Annotated in this window: 29 protein-coding genes and 1 riboswitch; of the genes, 14 read left to right on the forward strand and 15 right to left on the reverse strand. The window is 53.6% G+C overall.

Annotation, left to right across the window (positions count from 1 at the left end; genetic code table 11):
* Window positions 1-54 precede the first annotated feature (54 nt).
* The 5 genes from EDM54_RS26520 (at window position 55) to EDM54_RS15745 (ending at window position 4,992) form a co-directional block, all read left to right on the forward strand.
* Entirely contained in the window at window positions 55-216 is a 162-nt protein-coding gene (locus tag EDM54_RS26520) for a hypothetical protein (RefSeq protein ID WP_003391057.1), read from the forward strand.
* A 258-nt stretch (window positions 217-474) separates the two neighbouring features.
* On the forward strand, window positions 475-1,725 hold the full coding sequence (locus tag EDM54_RS15730; RefSeq protein ID WP_003391056.1) for an MFS transporter: 1,251 nt from the start codon (window positions 475-477) through the stop codon (window positions 1,723-1,725).
* A gap of 125 nt (window positions 1,726-1,850) precedes the next feature.
* Window positions 1,851-3,188, forward strand: coding sequence for an ammonium transporter (locus tag EDM54_RS15735; RefSeq protein ID WP_031932125.1), 1,338 nt, complete (start codon window positions 1,851-1,853; stop codon window positions 3,186-3,188).
* The gene (locus tag EDM54_RS15740; protein WP_172920610.1) at window positions 3,088-4,248 is read left to right on the forward strand and encodes a DUF294 nucleotidyltransferase-like domain-containing protein; all 1,161 of its coding nucleotides are present in this window, start codon (window positions 3,088-3,090) and stop codon (window positions 4,246-4,248) included. Before EDM54_RS15735 ends, EDM54_RS15740 begins: the two co-directional genes overlap by 101 nt.
* A gap of 12 nt (window positions 4,249-4,260) precedes the next feature.
* A complete protein-coding gene (locus EDM54_RS15745) occupies window positions 4,261-4,992 on the forward strand; it encodes an exonuclease domain-containing protein (protein ID WP_024985405.1) in 732 nt (243 codons plus the stop codon).
* 79 nt (window positions 4,993-5,071) lie between these two features.
* Here EDM54_RS15745 and EDM54_RS15750 read toward each other — a convergent pair whose 3' ends face one another.
* From EDM54_RS15750 to EDM54_RS15790, 9 genes are all read right to left on the reverse strand, one after another.
* Window positions 5,072-5,545 carry a YbaK/EbsC family protein gene (locus EDM54_RS15750; RefSeq protein ID WP_003391046.1) on the reverse strand — a complete coding sequence of 158 codons (474 nt, stop codon included), beginning with the start codon at window positions 5,543-5,545 and terminating at the stop codon, window positions 5,072-5,074.
* Window positions 5,538-6,254 carry an MOSC domain-containing protein gene (locus EDM54_RS15755; protein ID WP_003391044.1) on the reverse strand — a complete coding sequence of 239 codons (717 nt, stop codon included), beginning with the start codon at window positions 6,252-6,254 and terminating at the stop codon, window positions 5,538-5,540. The genes EDM54_RS15750 and EDM54_RS15755 overlap by 8 nt, the downstream gene beginning before the upstream one ends.
* Window positions 6,255-6,285: 31 nt before the next feature.
* The gene (locus EDM54_RS15760; RefSeq protein ID WP_122958441.1) at window positions 6,286-7,086 is read right to left on the reverse strand and encodes an NAD kinase; all 801 of its coding nucleotides are present in this window, start codon (window positions 7,084-7,086) and stop codon (window positions 6,286-6,288) included.
* A 141-nt stretch (window positions 7,087-7,227) separates the two neighbouring features.
* A complete protein-coding gene (locus tag EDM54_RS15765; RefSeq protein WP_003391040.1) occupies window positions 7,228-7,677 on the reverse strand; it encodes an NUDIX domain-containing protein in 450 nt (149 codons plus the stop codon).
* Window positions 7,678-7,854: 177 nt separating this feature from the next.
* Entirely contained in the window at window positions 7,855-8,256 is a 402-nt protein-coding gene (locus tag EDM54_RS15770; protein ID WP_122958442.1) for a YugN family protein, read from the reverse strand.
* 189 nt (window positions 8,257-8,445) lie between these two features.
* Window positions 8,446-9,540, reverse strand: coding sequence for a hypothetical protein (locus EDM54_RS26525; RefSeq protein ID WP_170208385.1), 1,095 nt, complete (start codon window positions 9,538-9,540; stop codon window positions 8,446-8,448).
* Between the two features lie 116 nt (window positions 9,541-9,656).
* Window positions 9,657-10,775, reverse strand: a complete 1,119-nt coding sequence (thiO, locus tag EDM54_RS15780) for a glycine oxidase ThiO (RefSeq protein ID WP_031932123.1) — start codon at window positions 10,773-10,775, stop codon at window positions 9,657-9,659.
* Between the two features lie 95 nt (window positions 10,776-10,870).
* Window positions 10,871-10,983, reverse strand: a riboswitch (TPP riboswitch).
* Window positions 10,984-11,044: 61 nt separating this feature from the next.
* Window positions 11,045-11,290: an excisionase family DNA-binding protein gene (locus tag EDM54_RS15785; RefSeq protein WP_003391033.1), complete on the reverse strand. Its 246-nt coding sequence runs from the start codon at window positions 11,288-11,290 to the stop codon at window positions 11,045-11,047.
* Window positions 11,277-12,638 carry a glucose-6-phosphate isomerase gene (locus EDM54_RS15790; protein WP_003391031.1) on the reverse strand — a complete coding sequence of 454 codons (1,362 nt, stop codon included), beginning with the start codon at window positions 12,636-12,638 and terminating at the stop codon, window positions 11,277-11,279. The genes EDM54_RS15785 and EDM54_RS15790 overlap by 14 nt, the downstream gene beginning before the upstream one ends.
* A gap of 232 nt (window positions 12,639-12,870) precedes the next feature.
* Here EDM54_RS15790 and EDM54_RS15795 point away from each other — a divergent pair, with 232 nt between their 5' ends.
* From EDM54_RS15795 to EDM54_RS15805, 3 genes are read left to right on the forward strand one after another with little or no spacing between them, the layout of a single operon-like run.
* Entirely contained in the window at window positions 12,871-14,136 is a 1,266-nt protein-coding gene (locus EDM54_RS15795) for an efflux RND transporter periplasmic adaptor subunit (RefSeq protein ID WP_031932122.1), read from the forward strand.
* A gap of 27 nt (window positions 14,137-14,163) precedes the next feature.
* Window positions 14,164-14,883, forward strand: a complete 720-nt coding sequence (locus EDM54_RS15800; protein ID WP_024985396.1) for an ABC transporter ATP-binding protein — start codon at window positions 14,164-14,166, stop codon at window positions 14,881-14,883.
* The gene (locus EDM54_RS15805) at window positions 14,880-16,067 is read left to right on the forward strand and encodes an ABC transporter permease (RefSeq protein WP_003391025.1); all 1,188 of its coding nucleotides are present in this window, start codon (window positions 14,880-14,882) and stop codon (window positions 16,065-16,067) included. Before EDM54_RS15800 ends, EDM54_RS15805 begins: the two co-directional genes overlap by 4 nt.
* Window positions 16,068-16,199: 132 nt before the next feature.
* On the opposite strand, the gene EDM54_RS15810 is transcribed toward EDM54_RS15805, so the two are convergent.
* From EDM54_RS15810 to EDM54_RS15815, 3 genes are read right to left on the reverse strand one after another with little or no spacing between them, the layout of a single operon-like run.
* Window positions 16,200-16,385: a hypothetical protein gene (locus EDM54_RS15810; RefSeq protein WP_194246984.1), complete on the reverse strand. Its 186-nt coding sequence runs from the start codon at window positions 16,383-16,385 to the stop codon at window positions 16,200-16,202.
* Window positions 16,386-16,439: 54 nt separating this feature from the next.
* Window positions 16,440-16,586, reverse strand: coding sequence for a hypothetical protein (locus EDM54_RS26530; RefSeq protein ID WP_003391018.1), 147 nt, complete (start codon window positions 16,584-16,586; stop codon window positions 16,440-16,442).
* Window positions 16,586-16,861, reverse strand: a complete 276-nt coding sequence (locus tag EDM54_RS15815) for a YqkE family protein (protein ID WP_003391016.1) — start codon at window positions 16,859-16,861, stop codon at window positions 16,586-16,588. Before EDM54_RS15815 ends, EDM54_RS26530 begins: the two co-directional genes overlap by 1 nt.
* Window positions 16,862-16,947: 86 nt before the next feature.
* On the opposite strand from EDM54_RS15815, the gene sspK reads away from it, so the two are divergent.
* The 5 genes from sspK (at window position 16,948) to EDM54_RS15840 (ending at window position 20,684) form a co-directional block, all read left to right on the forward strand.
* Complete coding sequence (gene sspK / locus EDM54_RS15820) at window positions 16,948-17,079, forward strand: small acid-soluble spore protein K (protein WP_003391014.1); 132 nt, start codon at window positions 16,948-16,950, stop codon at window positions 17,077-17,079.
* A 22-nt stretch (window positions 17,080-17,101) separates the two neighbouring features.
* Complete coding sequence (locus EDM54_RS15825) at window positions 17,102-17,449, forward strand: DUF3905 domain-containing protein (protein ID WP_003391012.1); 348 nt, start codon at window positions 17,102-17,104, stop codon at window positions 17,447-17,449.
* A 149-nt stretch (window positions 17,450-17,598) separates the two neighbouring features.
* Window positions 17,599-17,901: an iron-sulfur cluster biosynthesis family protein gene (locus tag EDM54_RS15830; protein ID WP_003391010.1), complete on the forward strand. Its 303-nt coding sequence runs from the start codon at window positions 17,599-17,601 to the stop codon at window positions 17,899-17,901.
* A gap of 119 nt (window positions 17,902-18,020) precedes the next feature.
* Window positions 18,021-19,139, forward strand: a complete 1,119-nt coding sequence (locus EDM54_RS15835) for a site-2 protease family protein (RefSeq protein ID WP_031932121.1) — start codon at window positions 18,021-18,023, stop codon at window positions 19,137-19,139.
* Between the two features lie 198 nt (window positions 19,140-19,337).
* A complete protein-coding gene (locus tag EDM54_RS15840; protein WP_003391007.1) occupies window positions 19,338-20,684 on the forward strand; it encodes a hemolysin family protein in 1,347 nt (448 codons plus the stop codon).
* A gap of 216 nt (window positions 20,685-20,900) precedes the next feature.
* Here the strand turns inward: EDM54_RS15840 and EDM54_RS15845 are convergent, their stop codons facing one another.
* Together EDM54_RS15845 and EDM54_RS15850 are read right to left on the reverse strand one after the other, a co-directional pair.
* On the reverse strand, window positions 20,901-21,131 hold the full coding sequence (locus EDM54_RS15845; RefSeq protein ID WP_003391004.1) for a hypothetical protein: 231 nt from the start codon (window positions 21,129-21,131) through the stop codon (window positions 20,901-20,903).
* A 4-nt stretch (window positions 21,132-21,135) separates the two neighbouring features.
* Window positions 21,136-22,179 (reverse strand): TIR domain-containing protein, encoded by a 1,044-nt coding sequence (locus tag EDM54_RS15850; protein ID WP_122958443.1) that lies wholly within the window; start codon window positions 22,177-22,179, stop codon window positions 21,136-21,138.
* Window positions 22,180-22,676: 497 nt separating this feature from the next.
* Here EDM54_RS15850 and EDM54_RS15855 point away from each other — a divergent pair, with 497 nt between their 5' ends.
* Window positions 22,677-24,155: an Lsa family ABC-F type ribosomal protection protein gene (locus EDM54_RS15855; protein WP_003391000.1), complete on the forward strand. Its 1,479-nt coding sequence runs from the start codon at window positions 22,677-22,679 to the stop codon at window positions 24,153-24,155.
* 94 nt (window positions 24,156-24,249) lie between these two features.
* Here EDM54_RS15855 and EDM54_RS15860 read toward each other — a convergent pair whose 3' ends face one another.
* Window positions 24,250-25,578 carry a short-chain fatty acid transporter gene (locus EDM54_RS15860; protein ID WP_003390998.1) on the reverse strand — a complete coding sequence of 443 codons (1,329 nt, stop codon included), beginning with the start codon at window positions 25,576-25,578 and terminating at the stop codon, window positions 24,250-24,252.
* Between the last annotated feature and the right edge of the window lie 117 nt (window positions 25,579-25,695).

Below are 25,695 nucleotides of genomic sequence, written 5' to 3' on the forward strand. Positions count from 1 at the left end.
GATCGGGATGGAAACGTAACAGTGAGATGAACCCCGGAAAGGAATGAGTGCCACATGGCAAAGTGGAAAAGCGCGAAAAACCTGAACCAAAAAGGCTTGGCAGTCACGGGCTTGACGAGCAGCACAGTAGCTGACGACACGCATACAGAAGACAATCAGGGCCATTCCAAAGCGCATAATCAAGCGGATCGTACAAACGATAATCGTCCCATGTAGCAGGGACTGCTGGCTGAAGGAGCCTGACGGAACCTGAATAAACCGATCATAAGCAAAGAAGCCTGCTATCAAACAGGCTCCTTTGCTTTTTCATAAATTACCGCCGTATAGACGCGGCTTCACCCACCTATGCCCAGCAAGCGAACCGTGAATAAAAAGCGATGAGCAGCGTCTGCGGATATTCCTTTACTTTATCTAGGCTGCCTGCTATTCTGATCTGGTAAAAATATTTTGTCTGAATATTCGCAGGACGGAGAGATGGGTGTGGAATCGTCAGCATTGTGGAAAAACCGTTCGTTTCTGCTGCTGTGGCTGGCTCAGCTGACTGCCAATATCGGCGACCAGTGCTACAGCTTTGCCTTGCTGTGGTATCTCCTGCAAGCCACCCAATCAGGGACAGCGCTGAGTCTGCTGGCCATCCCTGAAATGACAGCGGGCTTGTTGTTCTATTTAATCGGAGGCGTACTGGCGGACAGATACAATCCTCGTTCGCTCATGGTCGGAGCTGACCTGGCCCGCATCAGTGTCGCTGTCCTCGTTGGAATCATGACAGCACTCGGCGTCAAGCAGTTCGCTTTTTTCCTGGCCGCCCAATTTTTGATCGGTGTTTTCTCCAGCCTGTTCCACCCAGCTCGTACGGTCGCATTGAAGGCAATCGTCCCTATTGAACAGTTAAGCCGTTCCAACGCCATCCTGGATACCACCTTCCGGACCGTGCGTATCGCCGCGCCAATGACGATCGGTGTAATTGCAGCGTGGGTGCCCTTGTCCACCCTGTTTTTTATCAATGCGTTTGCTTATCTGCTGTCCGCATGCTTCCTCTATGCCCTGGGGAAAATCCCGCGAAGCGGTCAGGAAACGGTGACGAGCCGTTTATCTGCGGGGCAGTACATTCGCGACATCGGATATGGCTTAAAAGAGCTTCAAACCAATCGCTTGTTGTTCGTTATCCTGCTATTCAGCAATATGGGCTTCCTCGTCTGGCAGGTGTGCTGGAACGTAGGATTTCCTTTTCTCGCAAACGAGATGGGGCAAGGCGACAGCAGTATGCTCGCAGTCCTGATCGGCTTCTACGGGATAGGAAATCTGCTCGGCAGTCTCTTTATGGCCCGCCTCCAGTATCAGCGCCACCTGCTGGTCATCATCGCCGGTTGGCTTGTTCAGGCGGTCGGATTTCTTCTGCTGACGCAGGGGCTCGCCCTCCATTGGCTCGCTTTTTTGGCAGCCGCCATCGCGGGCGTTGGCGGACCTTTGATCGGAATCCCCACCGTTACCGCCATCCAAACAAAGGCGGCCGATTCCAACACCGGCAAAATCTATGCGCTGAATATGCTGATGTTCACCGGATTTTCCATGCTCTCCAGCAGCATGGGGGCCCTGTGGCTCGGAACATGGCCCGTCAAAGAGCTATTTTTCGCAAGCGGATTGTTCCTGGCCATTATGTGTGCGCTCGGATTGGCACTCGAGCGGAAGGCCAGACAGGACAAACACCAGTCATTCTCGGCATGAGCCGGGGGCTGGTGTTTTCTTTTTGCAGTTTTCAGAAAAGACGGATTGCATTCTTTTTTCTTATGTCATATAATCTGACACAAATATAAAATGTCAGATAAACTGACATAAAAGGAGTGGAAAGGATGGAACCGACATTCGCTTCTCTTGCCTCTGCGATTGATGCTACATGGGTCATGGTCGCAGCCATACTGGTAATCTTGATGCAAGCCGGCTTCGCCCTTTTGGAGGCAGGCTCGACCCGGATGAAAAATGCCGGCCACGTAGCAGGAAAAACCGTGCTCACCTTCGGACTTTGCACGCTTGCGTTTTGGGCCCTCGGTTTTGGACTTACCTTCGGAAACGGCAATGAATTTATCGGGCTTGGCGGATTTTTCTTCGATCCCTCCGGCGAAAACGCTGCTGATTCCTTCAGCAATGCCTTTGCCGCCGACATTCCCATCTCCCTCTTTTTTCTGTTCCAGCTCGCTTTCGCAGCCGTGTCGCTGGCCATCGCCTGGGGCGGCTTTGCCGAGCGGGCAAAGCTCTCCATTTACGTCATTTTCAGTTTTTTGTTTACCATTGTCATTTATCCGGTCATCGGCCACTGGGTATGGGGCGGCGGCTGGCTGGCAGAACTCGGCATGCAGGACTTTGCCGGGTCTACCGTTGTTCATCTCCAGGGTGCCGTTGCGGCTCTGGCGGCCACCATCCTGCTGAAACCGCGGATCGGCAAATACAACCGAGACGGCAGCTCCAACCCGATCCCCGGACACAACCAGGTGTACACCGTACTTGGCGTGATTCTCCTCTGGATCGGCTGGTTTGGATTCAACGCCGGCTCGACACTGGGCAGCACCTCGGGCTTTTTTGCGTATGTCGCATTGACGACCAATCTCGGGGCTGCCGCCGGGGCTGTTGCCGCCATGGCGATCGCCTGGTCCGTCACGGGCAAGGCGGATATTCCGACCATGCTGAACGGCGTCATCGCCGCACTCGTAGCGATTACTGCTTCCTGCGCATTTGTGGAGCCTTGGGCCGCCGTAGTCATCGGTTCTGTGTCAGGTATTCTGACATACTTTACTGCAATCTGGTTTGACAGAAAAGGAATTGACGATCCGGTTTACGCCTTTTCCGTCCATGGCGTGGCGGGTATCTGGGGGACATTGTCCACTGGATTCTTTGCCACTCCCGAATTAGTCGAACAGGCAGGCGTAGGCGCTCCCGGCCTGTTTTACGGCGGCGGCTGGCACCAGCTCGGCGTTCAGGCGCTTGGTCTGGTCGGGTCCCTCTTGTACGTCTTTATCGTTTCGTATGTCATTCTGGCAGCCTTAAAAGCGACTATCGGCCTGCGAGTAACCGAGGAAGAAGAGGTGATCGGTCTTGACCTTAGCGAACACGGGGGATACGGATATCCCGAGCTGCTTCCCGCAGAACATATCTCCTCCTTCAAACGAAACGGCTCTCATTCTCTCACCCGATGATGTCCACCGGATCAGCGAAGCCTCTACTTTTCGCGAGCTTGCCCTCCTGTGCGGGGAGCTGCTGGAAACGTCGCGCCTGGAGGGCATCCGGAGAGCTGCCGAGCTGGCTCCGTTTGCCGTACTCGTCAATCTCATCCACGAGCGTCTGATCCGGCAGGGTGTTCTCCTCGCCGTCCGACAGCTGGCAAAAATGGGCGTAGGTACCCCGCCCGTCCCCTTTGCCTATCTGCAATTCGGCAGCGGCGGCCGGTGTGAACAGGCAGTCGCAAGCGATCAGGACAATGGACTCGTTTATCAATTGCCGCATGGCTTATCGACAAAAGAACGGGAAAATATCGAAGGCTATTTTCATCTTCTGGGAGCCGTCATTGTACAGGGGCTGGAGCAGGTAGGCTATCCCCCCTGCCACGGGAATGTCACATGTGTCTCCGCCCGCTGGCGCGGAAGTACGGAGCAATGGATGGAGCGCCTGGAGCACTGGGCCTCTCACCCTACCTGGGAACATTCCCGCTATCTCCTTCTTTTCAGCGATGCGCGCGTCATTTGGGGGGAGCCTTCCGCCTTCGCCACCGTTGCCGGTTATTACCGGACCCTGCTTACCAACAATCCTCTTCTGATCGAAAGGCTGGTGAGCAATACGCTGTACCATCGCATCCCGCTCACCTGGCTTGGACGGCTGGCGCCTGATCAGAGCGGGCGGTATCAGGGGGCCGTCAATGTAAAGGAGGGCGTCTATCTGCCTTTCGTCAATTGCGTCCGCCATTTCTCCCTCGCCCATGGAATTTACGTCACCTCAACGCTGGAAAGACTGCTTGCGCTGCGTACGCGCAGGATTTGGCCAGAAGCGTTTTGCCGGGATGTCGAACAGCACTTCCGCTTGTTGATGGGACTTCGGCTGATCACCCCCTTGTATTGGAGAGACGGGCAATACGGCAGCAACAGCTATGTCAAATTGGGGGAGCTGTCCCAGGACACTTTGGCGATGCTGCGCCGGGCGATGAAGCTGGCCTTGAAGCTGCACGGGAAGACGAAGAATCTGCTCGATGTCTATCGTCAATAGGGGGGCACCTGCATGGCAAAATGGAATGGCCTCGGCCGCTTGTGGCACCTGAGCGGCCGAACCTGGGGAAAGGGAGTTGCTTCCTGGTGGGAAAACAGCGGAGATCTGGGGGCACATGCCTTTCTGCGTTTTTTGGAAAGAGAACAAGAGCACGCTCGCAAATGTATTGATCTGCCGCTTGCCAATCTGGAGGTCGTTGTGGTGGATCTGGAGACGACTGGCTATGATCCTGACCGCGGTGATGCGATCTTGTCTATCGGCGCCGTTGCCATGCGAGGTGACCGGCTTGTACTGGGCGATTCTTTTTACAGTCTGATCGACCCTTGCCGTCCTATCCCGCCGCACGTCTCCTCGCTTACCGGCATTCGCGAGGAGATGGTGCGTTCGGCACCCGATTTGGCTACCGTGCTGACTCGCTTCTTCCAATTCGTCGGCGACCGGCCGCTGGTCGCCCATCACTCTCGCCACGAACGCAATTTTTTGCGGGCGGCGCTCTGGAAGACGAGCAGGCGGAAGTTTACCCATCGCTTGCTGGACACGATGCTGCTCATCCGGCTGTCGGGCGAGGTGATTGGCAACGGATCGCTGGACGCTTTATGCGCCAGACACAATATTGTTATCTCCCGGCGGCATCATGCTTACTGCGATGCGTTCGCTGCAGCCTCGCTCTGGGGAATCTACTTGTCGCTAGCCCGCCAAAACGGATATACGGATTTGCGGCAGGTCTATGAAGCATTGCGCTAAAAAGAGGGACCGCTCTCGTCTCACACCCAGACACGAGAGAAGGTCCCTCTGCTTTTCAACGTCTTAAAACATACACTTGTTACTCGGCAGACTGAGCGTCAATGACCCGGGCTCCCGTCATCTCGACGAGAGCTTGAAAAGAGACCGGCAGCAGCGATTCCGCAATCCCGGCAGCCGTATAGACGACCGGAAACCGCTCCAGAGAGGAGTCGACGAACACCGGCACCTCTGTTTGCAATGCAAACGGGCAGACCGCCCCCACCTGAAAACCGGTTATCTCTGCTACTTCATCAGGCGAAGCCATCTTCGGCTGACCGCCTTCCAGACACTTTTTTACCCGCTTGGGGTGAATTCTCACGTCGCCTGCCGCCACAAACAGTCCGTAGCGGTCACTGCAGCGGAACAGGATGGATTTGGCAATCTGGCCTGCCTCCACACCCAATGCCTGGGCTGCTTCCTCCGTTGTGTTCAGCTTCTCCTGAAAGATCAGAGGTTCGATAGCGGGATCATATTGTTTTACAAAACGGGACACGCGTTCCAATGGATTAGACATAAAATACAACATCCCCTTCGGTCACTTGCCCCGGTCGAACGACAGACGCATACACCCCGAAATGATTGTCATGCCGTTTTACGCAAGTTTTTAATACAGCCGGATTCATCTGGAGCGTATCCGGATCGATGTTGACATAATGGCAGCGCTCACAGTGCTTGTTTACCTGCAGGACAACATCGTTGATCTGCAAGTGCTTGCCGATCCATTCGTCCTCGGCAAACGGACGGTCTTCGTCCAATGCGACTACCAGATTGGCCCGGAACCGTCTCGGATCGATACTTTCCCAGCCGATCAGTCTGGCGATTTCCCTCAGGGAAGCGTCCGTCACCAGCAGGATATGGTCTTCCCAGTTCTTCCCGCCTTCTTGCGGCGTGCTCATCAACGGCGTGATCTGGCGATTGGCAGTACGCGCGACATCAGCGAACAGCGCTTCCTCCCAGCCGTACTCCGCCCCATTCGGCGTTTGAATCCGCACCTCGGGATAGGCTTCTTCACCAGACTCGCCCAGCAGACGTGCTGAATACCCGAGCAATCCGGGGATGATATCCGCACTCAAGTATTTTCCGTTGCGGGATTCGTCCAGAAAAGCATATCCTCTGTCACCGTACAAGCCGAATCTGTCCACCAGGCTGGTCTGAAGCTGCTCGCCTTTCATCGCCTTGACAGGATGACGGAAAATGTTCGTTACTGCCCCGACTCTCTTCATCCCCATACTCCTCCCCACAAGCGTTCTTTTTTTATCCGGTGATAAACGATTTTCTCACCCGACTCCAGAAGGTGAGCTTCTTATACCTGGCAAACTTCACTTTCTCTCCCCCTACCCGACAAGTAATCGAGCGGACGTCTTTCCATACCCCTTGCTCCCTGTCCAGCCCAATCATGATCTCCGGGTTCATGACAATCAATTCTACTTCGTGATGATTGGGCAGGACGAGCGAGCTGTTTACCGTCCGATAAGCCTGATTGTTGATAGAAGCAATCTCCGATAACTGAATAGCCTCGATAGAAGGATGCACCAGCGCCCCGTTGACTGCTTTGTTGTAGGCGGTACTGCCTGACGGAGACGAGACGATCAGGCCGTCTCCGCGAAAGGTCTCAAACTCATCCCCGTTTATGTACACACAGGCAACCAACGTAGAGAGCAAGGCATTGCGGATCACCAATTCGTTCAGCGCCCATTTGTCATAGGTGATGCCCTGTTTGGTATGAATCCGGCATTGAACCGTCGGATATTCGACGATAACCGGCTCCGTACGCTGTGTCAGCACCTGTACGAATTCGTCCAGCTCATCGGGGTGCCAATCCGCGTAAAAGCCCAAATGACCGGTATGAATGCCGACATAGGCCGGTTCAAAGCCGTATTGGTGGACAGCCTCCAGAAGCGTTCCGTCACCCCCGATGGACAACACCATATCCGGTTTTTCTTCGGGACTTTCGACGAAACGAAATGGACAGTCCGGCTGCAGCAATTTTTCCCGCAATTGACGGCAAACTTCCCTTGTATAATCATCTTTCCGCAGTACGGTAGCTATTTTCATGGTGCAAACCCTCGCTTTACATAGAACAAAAAGCCTCTTCAAAAAGGCCCTTTGGATATCCTCATCTTGATTTGTCGTTACTATCCTACGCTCGCTATCACTATATCACAGCTGATGCCGGGATGCATGTTCTTTCCAGCTTTACCATCGGTCTGTCGTGTATTGCTGTCGGCAAAATTCCTGAAGCCGCCGTTTTGTCGCCGGCGTCAGCTCCTCGGGAAGCCCATCCCACGTAAAAAAGCGCATTTCCTCTACCTCGGGGTCACTCGTGTCGCGTTCGTGCAAACGGTATTCCCCGACATGAAAAAGGGCAATGTAATCCCGTTTTCCTTCTCTTTCGCTGTAATACAAATGGCATAGCGACAGCGACTCTGCTTCTGCGCGGCACTCTTCCCACAGCTCGCGTCTCGCCGCATCGGCAAATGATTCCCCTCGCTCGACACCTCCCCCTGGCAAGTACCATCCCTGGACATAGGTGTGGCGAACCAGCAGTACACCCTTGTCCCTGTCTGTCACGATGATGCGCACTCCCAGTGTCAGAGGCTTTCTGAGACGCCAGTACCATCTAAGCAGCGAATGATACCATGCCACGGTCCTCCACACTCCCTGTCTTTGAAAACTTGCTTTCATCTGTCACCATTTTACATTACCTTTCTTCTCCCTGCTATGCGGACAGAAGCAACAAAAAACGTCGGGCCCTTGGAGAAATCGTCACATCGAACAAGAAAACGGGCCAATCGTGTCGATGGCCCGCCGCATGTCTGCGATTCACGCAAGTCTTCTTTCCAATTCCCTTACCATGGCTTCCGCTTTTCGCATCCAGTGCTCATCGACTGCGGCATCCTTGTCTACCGGCTCCTGAAATTGATTCATGGCCGCAGACGCAACGGCAGAGTAGTAGCCGACGTCCGATTCAATCCCCTCTCGGTAGACGTGCTTCAGGACAAACGGCGTTCCGAGCTCCAGCCAGGCGTCTTCGCTGTCCAGCTCGCCCTCCTGCACCTGAACGGGAATCCGCAGAAAGACCATGCCCGCTTCGTCCAGCTTTTTATCCAAATAACCCGCATTGTAATCCCAGTTTGCCAAGGTAAAGCCGTCCGGCTCCAGAGCTTCCCGAAAAAAACCATACGTCCCTCTCGTTCCCGGCAAACTGCTTTGAATGGTTTGCATCCAATCCCTGCCTTTCCGACATTTTGCCGTTAGTGTGTGACAAATGGGGGAGAAGTAGTCATTGAAGGACGTTTGGAAAACCTGGCTTTGCCAGGCTTTATGGCGAAGCCTCAGTTGGACCAAAAAAAGCCTCAAGGCGGCTTTGCCTGGAGGCTTTTTGCACTTGGATGCCCACACCTGTACACTCGCCTAGATCAGCGCGATGGACAGCAGAGAGAACAGCGTCAAAGGAATGACTCTTTTCCGGCAGCGGCGACGTGGAATCGGTGCCACGCAGGATGATTCCAACGTTTTTACGACGGGCGGACATGGTACGGGTGGCGGCGGTGGCGGCGGAGCTGGTGCGATCGGTCTGTACGGCGGAAATGGCGGATACGGAGGAAATGGGTACGGAGGGTACGGTGGATATGGCGGGAAAGGACTGACACCCGGGCGGACATCCTCGGCCGGACTGACCCTTTGATCTTTCGGTTTTTCCGTTTCCGCCGGACTTACCCGTGTCGGTCTTTCTAATGGCGCCACCAAGGGAACGCACGGTATGCAATAAGGCTGTACAGGCGGCTGTATGAAAGACTGTACAAAGGACTGTACAAAAGGGAATGGTCTTGTGACACTTTCCGGAGAAACCGCTGTGTAGGGGCTGACCTCAGAATAAGGCATCATTCCGGGATACGGACGGGCGTTCGGTCCCGTCGCGAATGGACTGACTGCTGTATACGGACTTACGCCAGGATAAGGACGACTGTTGGGCCCTGTTTCATACGGGCTTACCGCCGTATACGGGCTAACCCCTGGATACGGTCGGGCGTTGGGCCCCGTTGCATATGGACTGACTGCTGTATATGGACTAACCCCCGGATGCGGTCGGGAATTGGGTCCCGTTGCATATGGACTGACTGCTGTATACGGGCTGACTCCGGGATACGGACGGGCGTTCGGCCCTCCGCTCGTAAATGGGCTGACCGCTGTAAAGGGCGGACGCATATTGGGATCGGCCGGGTCGTACGGGGAACTGTAGGACACTTGCTCTACATCCAGCTCATAGCCATCCCAGTCTACTTCCTCCGCCTCGTCGTCATCCACCTCTTCTTCGACTTCCAGATAGACGTGGTCGTTGTCCCAGTCTACGATCTCTCCTTCGTATATCTGTCCATCCAGCGCTTCGATCCGAACCTTTTGCCGGGCATGCTCCTGGCAAACGTTTTGGACCGTATGGCGGATATCCTTGATCATGCTGACAGCGGCAGTGTCAACATGAAACAATTGCTTCTTAGACTCCTCCATCTATTTGACTCCTCCCCTCTGGTGTTTCTTTATTACCATATACGCCAGCCTATGGGGAGGTGTCTATTTTCCAGAGGGGACCAGCCCATTTTCCGATCAGGCCGTACCCATGAGCCTTATCTGTTTGTTGTCGACCCGAGGAACCGGGATGGCAAAAAGGGTTGCAGCGCATCTTCGCGTCCGCTCTCCACATAATCCGCCATCACCTTTGCTGTGACCGGAGAAAGCAAAATGCCGTTCCGAAAGTGGCCGCCCGCAATGGAAACGCCCTGCCATCCCGGTACGGGTCCAAGCAGCGGCATGCTGTCTGCTGTAGCGGGACGCAAGCCTGCCCACGCCTGCTGGAAGGCTGCTGAATGCAGAGCGGGCACATACGGCATCACACCGTCCAATACTTTCGCAAGACCGCTCAGCGTGACATGCCGCTGAAAGCCCGCTTCATCCTCGGTCGCTCCAAGGACGATCTTCCCATCCAGCTTGGGCGTGATGTACCCGGATGTGCCGAAGATGACGGTACGCAAAGGGATTCCGCTGGACGATACCGATGCCACCTGCCCGCGTACCGGTCTGACGGGCACAGCAAAATCGAGCCATTCGGCCATAATCCCGGCCCATGCGCCAGATGCGATCACGGTATGCCCGGCTCGCAGAGGCCCCGTGGTCGTTTCTACACCGACGATCCTGCCCCCTTCTTTTGCCATTCCGGTTACAACAGAGCCGGAAAGAAGCGTCGCTCCCATTTTTTTGCAAGCGGCTACCAGAGCATTCAGCAGCATGCGGTTGTTGATGTGCCCTTCTTCAGGCGAGTAGATCCCCGCGATCGCCTGCTCGGTCAAGAGCGGCTCGACTCTCCGCATCTCTTCCCCTGTCATCCACTCAACCGCATAGCCCGATGCCTTTTGCCACTTGTATTTTTCCAGCAACGCGCCCGACTCCGGCTCGGTAAGAGCTACTGTCAGCAGTCCGGATTTGCACGCCTGCACGTCAATGCCTGTCCTCGCTTCCAGCTCCTCTGCCCATTTCGGATAGAGCTCCAGCGACTTCATGCCCAGCTCCAGCATCGGCCCTGGCTGCGAAAATTCCTTCAGCGGCGCCAGCATTCCCGCTGCTGCCGATGAAGCCTGGCCTCCCCATTCTCCTTGCTCCACTACAGTCACGGCCATTCCTCTACAGGACAATTCATAGGCGAGACTGAGTCCGATGATGCCTCCGCCAACAAGTAAACAGTCGGTCATGCTGCTTCCTCTCCTTATCAAATGGAAAAGCCCACCCTCTCCGGCAGGAAAAGGTGGGCACAACACGCATCCAACGCATCAACGGGCGAAAAAATATCCGCCTGTAACCACTTCCCTGCGCCAGCATGATCTGGATCAGGTGCAAAGGGTCGACGGTCATCGCTTCCGTCCTCTCAGCCCAGCAAGATGGACTCCCCCAGTTACTTTTCATTCTATCAGTTGTCTTCTTCAGTATAGTCCTCTGGCCGCAAATCTGACAAGGGCTGAACTTAATCTTCGTCCTTCACGTCGTAGCTCTCCGGGATCGGCTCATGCTTCTGTTCATCCTCAAACTCCCGGAGCTTTCGGATCTGTTCCAGATGATGCTGAAACTGCTCCTTGTTGATCAGATACTCTTCCCCGTTGTGAACGGCACGGATTCGCCCTTCGCGGATTTTTTCCAGAATGAACGTCTCCGGCAATTCCAGATACTCGGATGTTTCGGCTACAGTCAGGTAGGTTTTAGTCGTCTCCACGAATTCTCGCTTCCAATTCTTCTTTCATTTTTTCAAAGCCGGGCCGCCCGAGCAATGCAAACATGTTGGCTTTGTAGGCCTCTACCCCGGGCTGGTCAAACGGATTGACCCCCAAGAGGTAGCCGCTGATCGCACAGGCTTTTTCAAAAAAATACACCAGCTCACCAAAATGATACGCTGTCAGCCGGGGAATTTCCACTACGAGATTCGGAACACCCCCATCTACGTGGGCCAGCATCGCTCCCTGCAGCACCTTTTGGCGGACGAAATCCATCCCTTTTCCAGAGAGATACTGCAAGCCGTCCAGATTGGCCGGGTCGTCTCCGATGGTGACGTCAACGTCAGATTTATGCACGGTCAAGACGGTTTCAAACAAGTGCCGTGTTCCGCTTTGCAGATATTGGCCGATGGAGTGGAGATCGGTTGAATACTCTGCGGATACAGGAAAAATCCCCTTGTTGTCCTTCCCTTCCGACTCGGCAAAGAGCTGCTTCCACCATTCCGCGAAAAAACGGAACCGGGGTTCGTAGCCGACCAGCACTTCAATCAGCTTGCCCCTTCGATACAGAATATTGCGGACAGCGGCATATTGGTAGCAAGGATTGTCTGCCAGCACCGGCGACAAAAACCGCTCTCTGGCATCTGCCGCTCCTTGCATCAGCTCATCCATATCGATTCCGCCGACAGCGATCGGCAAAAGACCGACGGGAGTAAGAATCGAAAAGCGTCCGCCCACATCCTCGGGAATGACAAAGGTCTCATACCCCTCGCTCTCGGCAAGCTGGCGGAGCGCTCCCTTCGCTCTGTCTGTCGTAGCGTAAATCCGGCTGCGGGCTTTTGGTCGTCCGTACTTTTTCTCCATCCAGCTCCGAAACAGGCGAAAAGCGATAGCCGGTTCCATTGTCGTTCCCGATTTGGAAATGACATTCAAAGAGACTTCTTTTCCCTCCAGCAGCTCCAGAAGATGAGCGAGGTAGACCGGACTGATGTTGTTGCCGACAAAATAAATCTCCGGTACCCGTCGTTTGCCCGCAGGCAGAAGATTGGTGAAGTGATGCCCGAGCATCTCCAGCGCTGCCTTGGCTCCAAGATACGACCCGCCAATGCCGATGACCAAGAGCACATCCGAATTCTCCTGGATTCTCGTCGCTGCCTGGACGATACGTTCCCGTTCACTTTTCTCGCATTTGATCGGCAAGTCCAGCCAGCCGCGAAGCTCGCTCCCTGCTCCCGTCCCCTGATGGAGCTGTATGTGCGAGCGCAATACTTCAGGAGCTAGCTGGTCTAAATCTGTCTGCTCGAAAAATTTGCACGCATGGGAGTAGTCAAAACGAAGCGTCTGGTTCATAGCTCCCTCCCTTGGAAATCCTGCTATGCTCCCTACATCTTATCGCTTCGGCCGGGCAAGGGTTCGACAAAGACAGCGCCCCATTTTTCCTTCACTTCTCCCTGCTCCCATGGTTTTGTGAAATTGTGAACATTCCATGAACAAAAAGGTTACCTTGTTACTTTTTTACTTGCCCCCCGTAAAACAGTTTCGTAAAGAAGGTATACATTATTTGGCAAGGGGATTAGAAGACATGAAAAAACGATGGTGGATGATCGGGTCCGTCGCCGCCGTACTGGTGATCGGAACCGTTAGCGTAAATCTTTTGAGTCCCGGTCAGGCGATGGGCATGCCTGTCCAGATCGGGACAGTAGCCACATCTGCGCTGGAAAGCCGCATCCTGACCTCCGGCAGTGTAGTCGTGGAGGATAAATACAGGGTGTACGCAAATGTGAACGGGACGCTGCGTGAATTCTCCGTCAAAGAAGGCGATCTCGTTAAAAAAGGGCAGGTTATCGGGAAGATTGACACCTCTGACGTAGAGAGCCGACTCCTGGAGCTGGACGCACAGATTGAACTGGCACGAGCGAATCTGTCCAAAGCGCAAGCAGGAAATGAACCGGAAGAGCTGGCACAGGAAAAAGAACGGGTCGCCCAAGCCCAGCGCGAGCACGATGCCGCTCAAAAGGAATACGATCGGCTGCAGCAGCTGTTCGCATCCGGGGCCACTACGCAGCAAGAGGTGGACAAGGCAAAAAGCCAGCTCGATTCTACGCTCTCGTCACTGAACGTCTCCAAGCAGCAGCTGGCATTGAAGCAAAAGGGACCGCGCAAAGAGGAGCTCGCTTCTCTGCAAGCGCAAATCAACAAGCTTCAGGTGGAGAAGGCGCAACTGGAGAAGGAGCGCACCCAAAGCGTGTTGGTCGCTCCCGAAAACGGCACCGTCATCAGCCTGGCTGCAGACAACGGCCAGTACGTAAACAAAGGAACGGAGATCTTTACACTCGCGAACCTGAACAACCTGCTCATCCAGGCCGATATCAGCGAGTCCGACGTAAGCAAAATAAAGCTCGGTCAATCGGCAGTCATCGAGGGCAGCTCTCTTGGAAAGCAGAAGCTGAATGCCAAAGTGGTGCGAATCTCCCCGATTGCCGTAACCACGCAAAACAGCTCCGGGCAAGGTGAAAAAACACGCGTCAAAGTCACTCTCCAGCCTGATGGCGACGTCTCGGCTCTCAAGCCCGGGTTTCACGTCGACATCAATATCCTGACGGAGAAAATCGACAATGCCATGCAGGTGCCGATCGAAGCGATTCAACAGGAGGCGGACGGCAGCACATTTGTTTGGGTAGCCGACAATGGCACGGCCAAGAAGGTAAACGTTGAGGTCGGCATGGAAAATGAGCTTTCCTCCCAGATCAAGTCGGGACTAACCGGCAATGAGCAAATCATCCTGAGTCCTCTGGATGCGATCCAGGAGAATGCGCCGGTCACCCCGTCCCCCATGGCAGGAATGTAACTACTTTGCAAAAAAGGAGGTCGGCCCATGCTTTACGTGGAAGGCCTGACGAAAACATATAGGACGGGCGATTCGGAACTGCCCATATTGCGAGGGGTAAACCTCTCCGTGGAAAAAGGGGAATTTGTCGCCATCATGGGACCGTCCGGCTCCGGAAAATCAACCTTCATGAACATGCTCGGATGTCTCGACCGGCCGGATTCAGGAACCTACGTGCTGGACGGCATCGAGGTCAGCAAGCAGAACGACCAGCAGCTTGCTCTCGTCCGCAACCAGAAAATCGGCTTTGTGTTTCAATCGTTCAATCTGCTGCCTCGCTCCACTTCCTTGCATAATGTCGAACTGCCGATGATGTACGCGGGCATCAGCCGCTCCGAACGAAGAAAGCGGGCGATGGAAGCATTGAAGCGAGTCGGGTTGGGCGAGCGGATGAACCACAGGCCGACACAGCTCTCCGGCGGACAGAAGCAGCGGGTGGCAATTGCCCGTGCACTCGTAAACCGGCCAGCCATTTTGCTTGCAGACGAACCTACGGGAAATCTGGACAGCCGCTCCGGTACGGAGATCATGGCCATGTTTCAGGAGCTGCATGAGCAGGGTGTAACGATCATTCTCGTTACGCACGAGCTGGATATCGCCCAGCATGCAGAGCGCATCGTCACCTTCAAGGACGGTGTCATTATGAAGGACGAGCGCGTGGAAGAGCGCCTGACCGCCGTCCCGTCCGATGAGGTGATTCTGACATGAATTTTTGGGAAGCACTGCGCACCGCCATCGATGGCATCTGGGCCAACAAAATGCGCTCCGGACTGACCATGCTCGGCATCATTATCGGGATCACATCCGTCATCGCCGTCAACACGCTTGGCGAAGGCGGACAGAGGGCCATCACCAGCGAAATGGAGAAATTCGGGCAAAACAGCTTTAATATCTATACCGATTATGAGAGCAAGGAAGAGCACTCCAATGACGACCTGACGGTGGAAGACGCCGAAACCTTGAGCCGTATCAGTCCCTACATCGAGCGGCTCGTCCCGTACAATCAATCCAACTCGATCGTGAAGGGTCCGAAAAAGGAAGAGCGGGTGAATGTTTATTCGACAACCGCTCACTACCTGGAGATTCAACCAACGGTAAAAATAAGCAAGGGACGCTTCTTCAGTGAAGCTGACGACAAGGAGCTGCGAGCCGTCATCGTGCTTGAGGATGAATTGGCAAAGAAGCTGTTCGGACAAATGAACCCGCTCGGCCAGCGGGTACGGATGGGAGACAACTCGCTTGTCGTAATCGGCACCTACAAGGAAGAAAAGTTCCGCTTTGACATGAGTCAAACGTACGGCGCCTATATCCCGATCCGCTACGACCTGAGTTTTCAAGAGGAGCCTTTTGTCAGCACGCTGATCGGAAAGGCAAAAGACAAGGAGTCGGTCGAAGCCGCGATGAAGCAGGCTACCCAATATTTGTCCCGCAAGCATCAAAAGGAGAATCATTACCGCTCCTTTAGCATGCAGGAGCAGGTCAATCAGTTCAATCAACTGACCGGAACGCTGACGATTATTTTCAGCGTCATCGCCGGCATTTCCCTGGTCGTAGGGGGAGTCGGCGTCATGAACATCATGCTCGTCTCCGTTACAGAACGAACGCGGGAAATCGGCATTCGCAAAGCACTGGGGGCCCGCCGCCGGGATATCCTGATGCAGTTTTTGATCGAATCGCTGATCGTCTGTCTGATCGGCGGCCTGATCGGGGTACTGCTCGGGCTCGGAGCCGCAGCGCTGGTTTCTTACTTCGCCCAGCTCCCGCCGCTGTTGTCCTGGAACAGCATCTTCATCGCATTTGGCTTTTCCAGCGCCATCGGGATCTTTTTCGGATTGTACCCCGCAAACAAAGCGGCCAAGCTTGATCCGATCGAGGCGCTGCGCTACGAGTAAACTTTAACTTTACTTGCAAACATGAAAAGCAGCTGATCAATCACCTCACGATTGAGCAGCTGCTTTTTTACGTCTGCCAACCTGTATCATCGTTCAACCGGCACAAAGACTGGATCGGCCATCAAAGCTTTCTCATAACAAGGTCGGGGTATCCGCCACGAGCTTCAGGACAAAGAACAGCGTAATGCCGAAGCTGGCTACCGCCCACCACAACACTTTTCCACCGGGTCTGCCCGCTTTGTAGATGCGAAGCAACCGCCAGGTACCCACCGTCACACAGATGACACTGACAAAGAGCAGGATGGTCCCCACGGTCATTCCCCCTTTCCCCTTCTACTAGCTATATGGGAAAAGAGGAGTAAAAATCCCTGTTTATGTTTTCTTCTTCCCCAGACGGGAGAGGATTGCTCTGCCCCGCTCCTTGACGGCATCGTCCTTGACGTGAAGCTCCCGGCGCTTCAGCATGCCGTTTTTTGACGTGTCGGGCCGGCCTTCACGCTGATTTTTTTCCTCGGTCATCAGCTGTACTTGCCTCCGCCTTTTTTCTCATACTCTTCCAGGAGCTCGCCAAAGCTTTTGTTTCGCTCCCGCTCCTCTTGCTCACGCCGCTTCCGTTCGGCGGCTGCCTGCTCCGCTTTTTCCAGTTCTTCCTTCATCTGGCGCTCCAGCTGCTTCAATTTTCCAAGCGCGTCGTCACTCAACATTTCCTTTACGTTCACACCGTTTTTTTCAGGGGTTTCCGCCTTGGCGAATTTCGGCGCCTGGCGTTCTTGCTTGCGCTGTTTCTTTGCCATACATACGTGCTCCTTTCACAATGCTATGATCGAATCTGCCCGATTGGGCCATACTAAGCCCATGTGACAATAGAGGAGGGCATACAATGGTACGAAACAAAGCTAAGGATTTCGGGAAAACTGCCGAGATTCGCGGTCCCAAAGCCCAGTCGGAGGCCGTTCGTTCTGATGGCTCCATCAATAGTGAACCACAAGAGAGACTAAAAGAAAACCGGTAACTCCACCAAGGAGGGCACCTGCATGGCTGATCATACTTCCAAAGAGGTAAAAGACGTGTCCCTTGACGGCACGCTCCCCCATCAAATCAGCTCCCCCGACTACAAGGACTCTTCCCGCACCATGCAAAAGCCATTTGTAAACGAGCACGGTGTGGTCATCGGGGACAGCTACTACAACTCCGAGGATTCTCCGCTCAACCAGTGGAGCACAGACACGGACCCATCCGTCATGGCTGGGGACGGCTGGGTCCATCCGACCAACGACATCGGGTGGAACACGACGGAGAACAGGGAGCTGCTTGAGGACGTTCCGCCCAATAGGGCCCGATTCATGCACCCGACACTGGATGTAAGCAAAGGAAAAGATTAGGAATTCGTTTGAAGCTGTCCAAACGTGGACCAAAGAAAACGCCGCCACCACCAGCGGCGTTTTTCCCTTTTTCCAGGCGGAAATTGGCGGAACCGCGTTTTCTAATGGTAAACTAGACGGATAGACAGATGTTTGAGAGGAGTCGCGTCATGAGTATTCACCTGCAAATTCAACCGGCATTCGCCCTCGCCTATCAGCAATACGCCGACTTTCGTCCCGGAGACACGCTTCGGCTGTACGTACGCACCGGAGGCCCGGGAACAGGAGGCCTGTTTTTCGCGATTGAAAAGGACGAGGTCGAGCCAGGCGACGCTGTTTTCGAAGTAGAAGGGATGCGGTTCGTCATTCGCCCGAACGATTTTTGGTATTTTGACGGCGGCGAGCTGCGCTACGACAGAAGATACGGGGAGTACGGCTTCTCCTTTGTCAACCCTCGTCTGCTGGACGAATAGGAAACTTTCCGCTGCTCTGTACGTATGAAAAGGATGATCGGCACTTTGCTTATCCTCCTTTTTGCACATGCACGTTTTTCCCGGAGGGCAGCTTTGAAAACCGTACAGGAGGAAATGGCATGAATAAAACCAGGTCGGCGCTGCTGGCCATCGGCGCTTTTCTCTTGACCAACCTCAAGTGGGTATTGGGTTTGTTGAAATTCTCCAAATTTGGAACCACGCTTTTGTCGATGGCTCTCAGCCTCGGCGCTTATGCGATGTTTTACGGCTGGAAGTTTGCCGCTGCGCTGGTCTACCTCATCTTTGTCCATGAGATGGGCCATGTGATTGCCGCGAGACAAAAAGGAATTGCTACCTCACCGGCCGTCTTTATTCCGTTTGCCGGTGCCTTTATTGCGATGAAGGATCATCCGCGGGACGCGAGCACCGAAGCGTATCTGGCCTACGGCGGGCCGTTGGCAGGCATGCTAGCCTTTCTTCCCGCTCTGCCGCTGTACTGGTGGACACAGGATCCGTTTTGGGCATTGGTGATTTATTTGGGGGCGCTGTTGAACCTGTTCAACCTGCTTCCGGTCTCCCCGCTGGACGGCGGACGCATCGTCTCCGTCTTGTCGACAAAAATCTGGCTGATCGGACTGATCGGACTGGGAGCCATGCTGTTTGCAAGACCGGGACCGATCATGGTCTTTATCTTTATCCTCGGCCTGGTTACCTGGTGGAACCGCGCCCGGGAAGGGTATAAAAAACAGGTGCTGGCATACGAAAAAGAGAAGCTCCACACCCTGCTGGAGACGATGGCCGGCTGGCCGCAGCTTGAATCGACATGGGAAACGCGGGAAAGCCTGAACGCCAAACATCTGGAGGCTGCTAAAAAGAAAGCACCGGAAGGCTTTGCCATTCCCTTTTTGCAGGACGAAAAACGGTTTGCCAAGGATCGGGTACGCCTGGACAAATTGTTCGCGGAACAAACCTGGGAGCTGTTCCGCAAATGGGAACGGGAACCGATGGAATTCTACGACTACGAACGGACGCAGCCTGTTCCCTCCCGCCTGCTGACCGAGGCCGAAAAACAGGCCCGGGAACGGATTGCCCAGATCGATGAGCTCCTGCACCGTCTGACGACCTATTACGAGGCGCCCGCTTCTACCAAGTGGAAGGTACTGGCCGCCTATCTCGGATTGGCAGCCGTTCTGTCGGTCTTTTTCGTTTACGCGCAGCAGCTGCTTCAAATTCGATGAGGCTAAAGAACTCTGTTTTGACCTCTCTGGCCACCCCAGCGCTCAAAAACGTGTGAGCCGGACACCCTACTGCCGTTTTTCGGTCGGAATGGGGGTGAATTGCTCACAATGGACGGAAATCGCCTTTGAGCAAAAAGGGAAAAGGCTGTACCATAGTAGTATACATTCAAAATAATTCCAGAGAGGATGACTTCTTGCTTGGACAGTATTCCGATAGTGCTTAACCTGCTGCTTGTATTGTTTCTGGTTGTGTTGAATGGCTTTTTCGTAGCCGCCGAATTCGCACTCGTCAAAGTACGGCAGACACGCTTGACTCAGCTCGTAAACGAGGGGAACAAGCGAGCCGCTTTTGCCCAGAAGGTTACACAAAAGCTGGACGCGTACTTGTCTGCCTGTCAGGTAGGGATTACGCTCGCATCGCTTGGTCTCGGATGGGTGGGTGAACCCGCGATCGCTCACATGATCGTGGAGCCGCTGCTCGGTTCGTACCAGCTGCCTTCCTACCTTGTGTCGACGATTTCCTTCGGCGTGGCGTTTGCGATCATCACCTTCCTGCACATCGTGCTCGGTGAGCTCGCTCCGAAATCACTCGCTATTCAAAAAGCAGAAACAACTTCGCTGTGGGTTGCTGCACCATTGATGCTTTTCTATAAATTGCTTTACCCGGCTATTTGGGTGCTGAACGGAACCGCCAACAGACTGCTCAAATGGGTAGGCCTGGAACCGGTATCCGAACATGAAGCGGCCCATACGGAAGAAGAGATTCGCTTGCTGGTCAACCAGAGCCACCAAAGCGGCCATATCGATCAGACAGAATTGTCGCTCGTGGAGCACGTATTTGATTTTTCGGAAACCCTCGCACGGGAGATCATGATCCCCCGGATCGATATGGTGTGTCTATATACGACGAATACGTTTGAAGAAAACCTGGAGATTATCAGCACGGAGCGTCACACCCGCTTCCCTGTGGCCGCAGAGGACAAGGACAATCTGATCGGTTTCGTGCATGCGACCGACTTTTACTTGTCTGCCCTGCAGGATGAAACCGCTCGTCTGGAGGATATGCTTCGTCCCTTGCTGACTGTTCCCGAATCGATGGAAATCAGCCATGTGCTCCGTCTGATGCAGAAAAAACGTTCGCAGATGGCGATCGTCATCGATGAATACGGTGGCACTGCCGGCCTGTTGACGATGGAGGACATTTTGGAGGAAATCGTCGGCGACATTCAAGACGAATTCGATACCGACGAACGCCCTGAGCTTGAGAAGCTGGAAAACGGCCTGTCTGTCGCAGGCAAAATGCTCCTGAGCGAACTCAATGACCACTTGCCGTTTGAGCTCGTTTCCGAAGACGTCGATACTGTCGGAGGATGGCTCTACAGCCAGTTGGAAGAGGATATCGCCGTCGGAGCGTCCGTCGAGCTTGAGGATCACGTGTTCACAGTCGCTCAAATGGATAACCACCGCGTCACCCGGGTCACGATCAAACAACTGGTCCGCCCGCAGGCCGAAAAACAGGAAGAACCGGAAATGAGCGCTGTGTAACAGCGACCACGATATGGTTCAATCGCGTTACCATATAAAATAAGTGCCAATCATTCAACATTGCTGAAAAAGCCGACGCCTCCTCTGGGGCTGTCGGCTTTTTCTCTGTCTTTCCGTATATTCTGTCTCTCTTTTTCCGGGACCACGCAATGACCGTGCACCCGCGATGGATTCATGCCTTTCAGCCAACAAAAAACGAGGGGAGCTCCCTCGTCCTCAGCCGAAAGTCGGTTCGTCAAAGTTGATTCTCCGCGTCGCTACAATCCGTACGCCTTCCGCTGATTTCAAGACGCTCGGTCCCTCCGGAAACACTTCGTCCAGCAGGGTCTCCGCCTCCTGGGCGTACTGCTCGCGAGCGACTTCGGCGATCTCTACTGTTTTCTTGCGCTTCCATGTCACATCCGTCTCGTCTGGACCAAACGGGTGTCCTGTCAATGTCAATCGCATGGTTTTACCTCTTTTGCGTGGATGGTTGTTGGCTAGCATACAATTCCACCCCCCTCTCCAGAAATACATTGAATGTATCAAGAAGTGGCTTATTCACTGTCGTAAACTGTTCGAGAAAGTGATCGTACTCGGACTCGGCTATCTGCGTGTGTGTTACGAGATGGAACGTGATCACGTATGTTTTCGCAATGGGGATGGAGATGATGTACTCGTATTCGCCAAGCAGACCAAACTGTCCCTTGCAGCCCATCACTGACTCATTGGACAAAAATGCGGCTACCATCCAGTTCTGGTTCTGCGGGAAAAGTTCATTGTGATCCAGGCGAAAGCGGTGGTCTTCATCGACGTCCCGGGCGTGACCGATCTGAACAAGCTCACGGCCGACCAGGGAAAACAGCGTGGCTGCCGAAGGACTGAACGTCTCCGGGATGTGACAGGAGCCGAGCATTTTATCCAGAATCCGGTTGACATGATTTCTCGTCTCCACGGTATGCTTGCTGTACTTAATCAGTGAATACAAAAAGTGCAATTGTGCCTCTAGTCTCTCTTTTCTTTCAATAATATCACGAATCTCTTGCCTGCGTCCCCATTTTTTGATAATCCGGGCCAGCTCGCCCGTGAAAACGCCCAGCGCGGCAGAAAGATTCCCGTCATCCCGGTCGGCCTCGTAGTCTCCTGCCTGGATGCCGAACAGATCGGTGGGAATGCGGAACATCGTCATCCCGCGAGGCTTTACAAAAAAGGCCCGGTTCGGTCCCAGCTTGCCCATGGACAGCCCGAGCTCAAACAATACATTATCGCGAGCCGTTGTCCACTCCTCTCCGCGCAGACGAACCTGATCGTCGGGGGAAAAGACAAACACGGCAAAATCGGTTGATTCCAAATGTTCCAGCAGACTGGCAAGCGCCGTTTGATTCAGGGCAAATACGCCCTGTGACCAGAGTGTAACCTGTGCAACGTATGAGAGATTGGCCTGGATCGCTTGCGCCAGAGGTAACCCCTCGACCGAGGAGCCGACAAATACCCGCGGTTTTGCACTAGGGCTCATGGTTTTGTACCCCCATCATTTGATTCCATGTCCGTACGCCTATGTTTGCCGTCTCTCTATGTATATTAGCAGACCATCCAGATTCATCCAACAAATTTTCCGGTCCGAGCATATTTTGTTGGCGGAGACAAAACAGACGTTTCAACTTGCTGATTTGGAGGATAACTCCTGTTGGGAGCTGTGCGTACCGGACGGCGGCCTCGATCACCCCTTTCGTTTTTGTTGAAATGAAAAGAAACGCATGATATGATACATGTAATTTACTGATATGGAGTTGAAAAGAATGTAATTTTTCTTGCTTATGAAATGAAAACAATAAAGCGAATCATGTTTCGCATGTTTTATTTCGTATGTGCAAGAAAGTTACGATATCTTTTCACTCAAATCATATATCCTCATCCGACTCCGAAGCGGGTTGGATTTGCTGTATGTTTTTTGAGCTGCAAGAAGGTAACTTTCTTGCGGCTTTTCTATTTTCCATACAGGGGGATATGTCCATGTCATTGATCAAAGTGGCAAACCTGACGTTTGCCCATGACGGCAGCTTCGATCACATATTTGAAAACGTAAGCTTCCAGATCGATACCGATTGGAAATTGGGATTTACGGGAAGAAACGGCAGAGGCAAGACGACCTTTCTCAACTTGCTGCTCGGAAAATATGAATACAGCGGAACCATTTCCGCCGCTGTCAGCTTTGAATACTTTCCTTTCCACGTCGACAACAAGGAACATCATACGCTCGATGTCATCAACGAGATGATTCCCGACTATCAGAACTGGCAGCTCATGCGCGAGCTTTCACTTTTGCAGGTTTCAGAGGATGTATTGTACCGGCCCTTTGCCACATTGTCCAACGGGGAACAGACGAAGGTGCTATTGGCTGCTCTGTTTCTCAAGGAAAACAGCTTTTTGCTGATTGATGAACCAACCAACCATCTGGACATGGCTGCAAGAAAACTGGTCAGCGACTATTTGGGTACAAAGAGCGGTTTTATTCTGGTGTCCCACGACCGGGCATTTCTCGATAACTGCGTGGATCACATCCTTTCCATCAACAAGACTAACATCGATATTCAAAAAGGCAACTTCTCCGATTGGTGGGAAAATAAAAAGAGACAGGATCACTTTGAGCTTGCAGAAAACGAAAAGCTGAAAAAAGACATCAAGCGCTTGTCCGACGCCGCCAGACGAACGAGCATCTGGTCCCATGAAGTGGAAAAGACGAAAAACGGCACTAGGAATTCCGGTTCAAAGGTGGATAAAGGGTATATCGGCCACAAGGCAGCCAAAATGATGAAACGCTCAAAAGCAATTGAGCAGAGGCAGCAAGCTGCGATCGAGGAAAGGAGCAGGCTCCTGAAAAATATCGAGACCGCAGACAGCTTGAAAATAACGCAGCTGCCCTATCATAAAAACCAGCTTGCCGAGCTCAAAGACGTTTCGATATACTATGGCAAAAAGCTGGTGTGCAGCGATGTCAGCTTTACGATTGAGCAAGGGGAGCGAATTGCCCTGTCAGGCAAGAACGGCTCCGGCAAAACAAGCATTCTCAAACTGCTTTGCGGCGAGAACATCGACTATACGGGGACGTTCAACAAGGGAAGCCAGTTGAAAATCTCCTATGTTTCCCAGGATACCTCGCATTTGCAGGGCAATTTAAAGGACTATGCCCGAATGAACGGGATAGACGAAAGCTTGTTTAAATCCCTGCTGCGAAAGCTTGATTTTTCCCGGGATCAATTTGAAAAGGATATGGCAGCCTTCAGCGGCGGCCAAAAGAAGAAAGTGCTGATCGCCAAAAGCCTTTCCGAGAACGTCCATTTGCACATTTGGGATGAGCCGCTTAATTTTATCGACGTCATCTCCCGCATGCAAATCGAGGAGCTGCTGCTTGAATACGCGCCTACCATTCTGTTTGTGGAGCACGACAGTGAATTTTGCAAAACAATAGCGACGAAGACGATTGAACTTTGACCAAATAGACGGCTTGTCTTCAAAAAACAGGCGGCGGAAACGAGCATCGCTCAGCTTCCAGCCGCCTGCGGCATTTTTCTTTCAAACGTTGATACTAGAATAGCAAAAATCCGAGGCTGATGATGGCTCCTGTGACGAAGAGCATCATCAGACAATAACCCATAATATCCCTTGCCCCGAGTCCTGCCAGAGCGAGGACGGGCAGCGCCCAGAACGGCTGGATCAGGTTGGTCCATGCATCGCCCCAGGCGATGGCCATGGCTACCTTGGCATGCGATACGCCCAGCTCCGTCGCTACGGGCATCATGATCGGCCCTTGTACAGCCCACTGGCCGCCGCCCGAAGGAATAAACACGTTCAGTAGACCGGCGCTCCAGAAGGTAAAGAGCGGGAACGTGGTCGGAGTCGAAATGCTGATGAACCATTGGGAAATGCTTGCAGCCAGTCCCGAAGCGGTCATCATCCCGATAATGCCGGCGTAAAACGGAAACTGCACGACAATCCCGGTCGTGGTCTTGATCGCCTCTCCCATCGCATCGAGGAATTTGCGCGGCGTCCCGTGCAGGAAAATTCCCAGGAACAAAAAGGCGAGGCTGACGATGTCGAGATTGAGCTTGAAGCCCTTTTCCACAAAATAAGAGATCAGATACACAAAGCCGATGGCCGAAATCAGATAGGAAATGATGCGGCTGTTCTCCATCTTTACTGCCGGGCTGTTTTCATCCGCTGCCGGAGCGGCAGTGGCAGCCGTTTCCTCACGCCCCAGGTCTGCGCCCTTGAAGACGATTCTGTCCTTCTCGGCTGGCAGCATCAGTCGGTTGACCAGCGGCAAAATCACCATGATCGCGATTACAATGGTCAGGTTCATCGCGGAAAACATCGTTTCGGACGTAGGAATGACGCCGATCACATCCTGAAGGCTGTGCTTTTCCGTCGCTACCGTGAGCGGAACCGAGCCGGCAAGGCCGCCATGCCAGACGACAAATCCGCCGTATGCGCTGGCTACCAGCAGGCGGTAGTCGACTTTCTCCACACGCTTGGCGATCTCGCGGGCCAACAGAGCGCTGACGACAAGTCCGAAGCCCCAGTTGATCCAGTTGGCGATACAGGAAACCAGCGTGACGAGAACAATCGCCCGTCCCGGAGTCTGGGCCATGGAAGCGACTGCCCGCAGGCCCTTTTTGCAAATGTCTGTCTCGGCCAGTGTATGTCCGGTGACCAGAATCAGCACCATCTGCATGGTGAAGCTGAGCAGTCCCCAGAAGCCGTCTCCCCAGAAGCTGACCATTTCCAGAGGCGATTTCCCGTTGACGACAATACCTGCCACAAAAACGAGAAAAGTAAGAATGACCGCGAATAAAAAGGCGTCAGGCAAATAACGCTGCACCATCCGGACGGAGGCGTTGGTCAACGCTTGAAACACAAGGCATTCTCCTCTCCAAAAAAGATTGATGACTTCTTTGTCAGGAGAATGCAACTGGCGTGCCAGTCTTTTCAGAGAGCCAACCCCACGCCATGTATGCGCTTTCATAAAGCATCT

Source organism: Brevibacillus borstelensis (genome assembly GCF_003710865.1).
In the GTDB taxonomy this organism is placed as follows: domain Bacteria; phylum Bacillota; class Bacilli; order Brevibacillales; family Brevibacillaceae; genus Brevibacillus; species Brevibacillus borstelensis.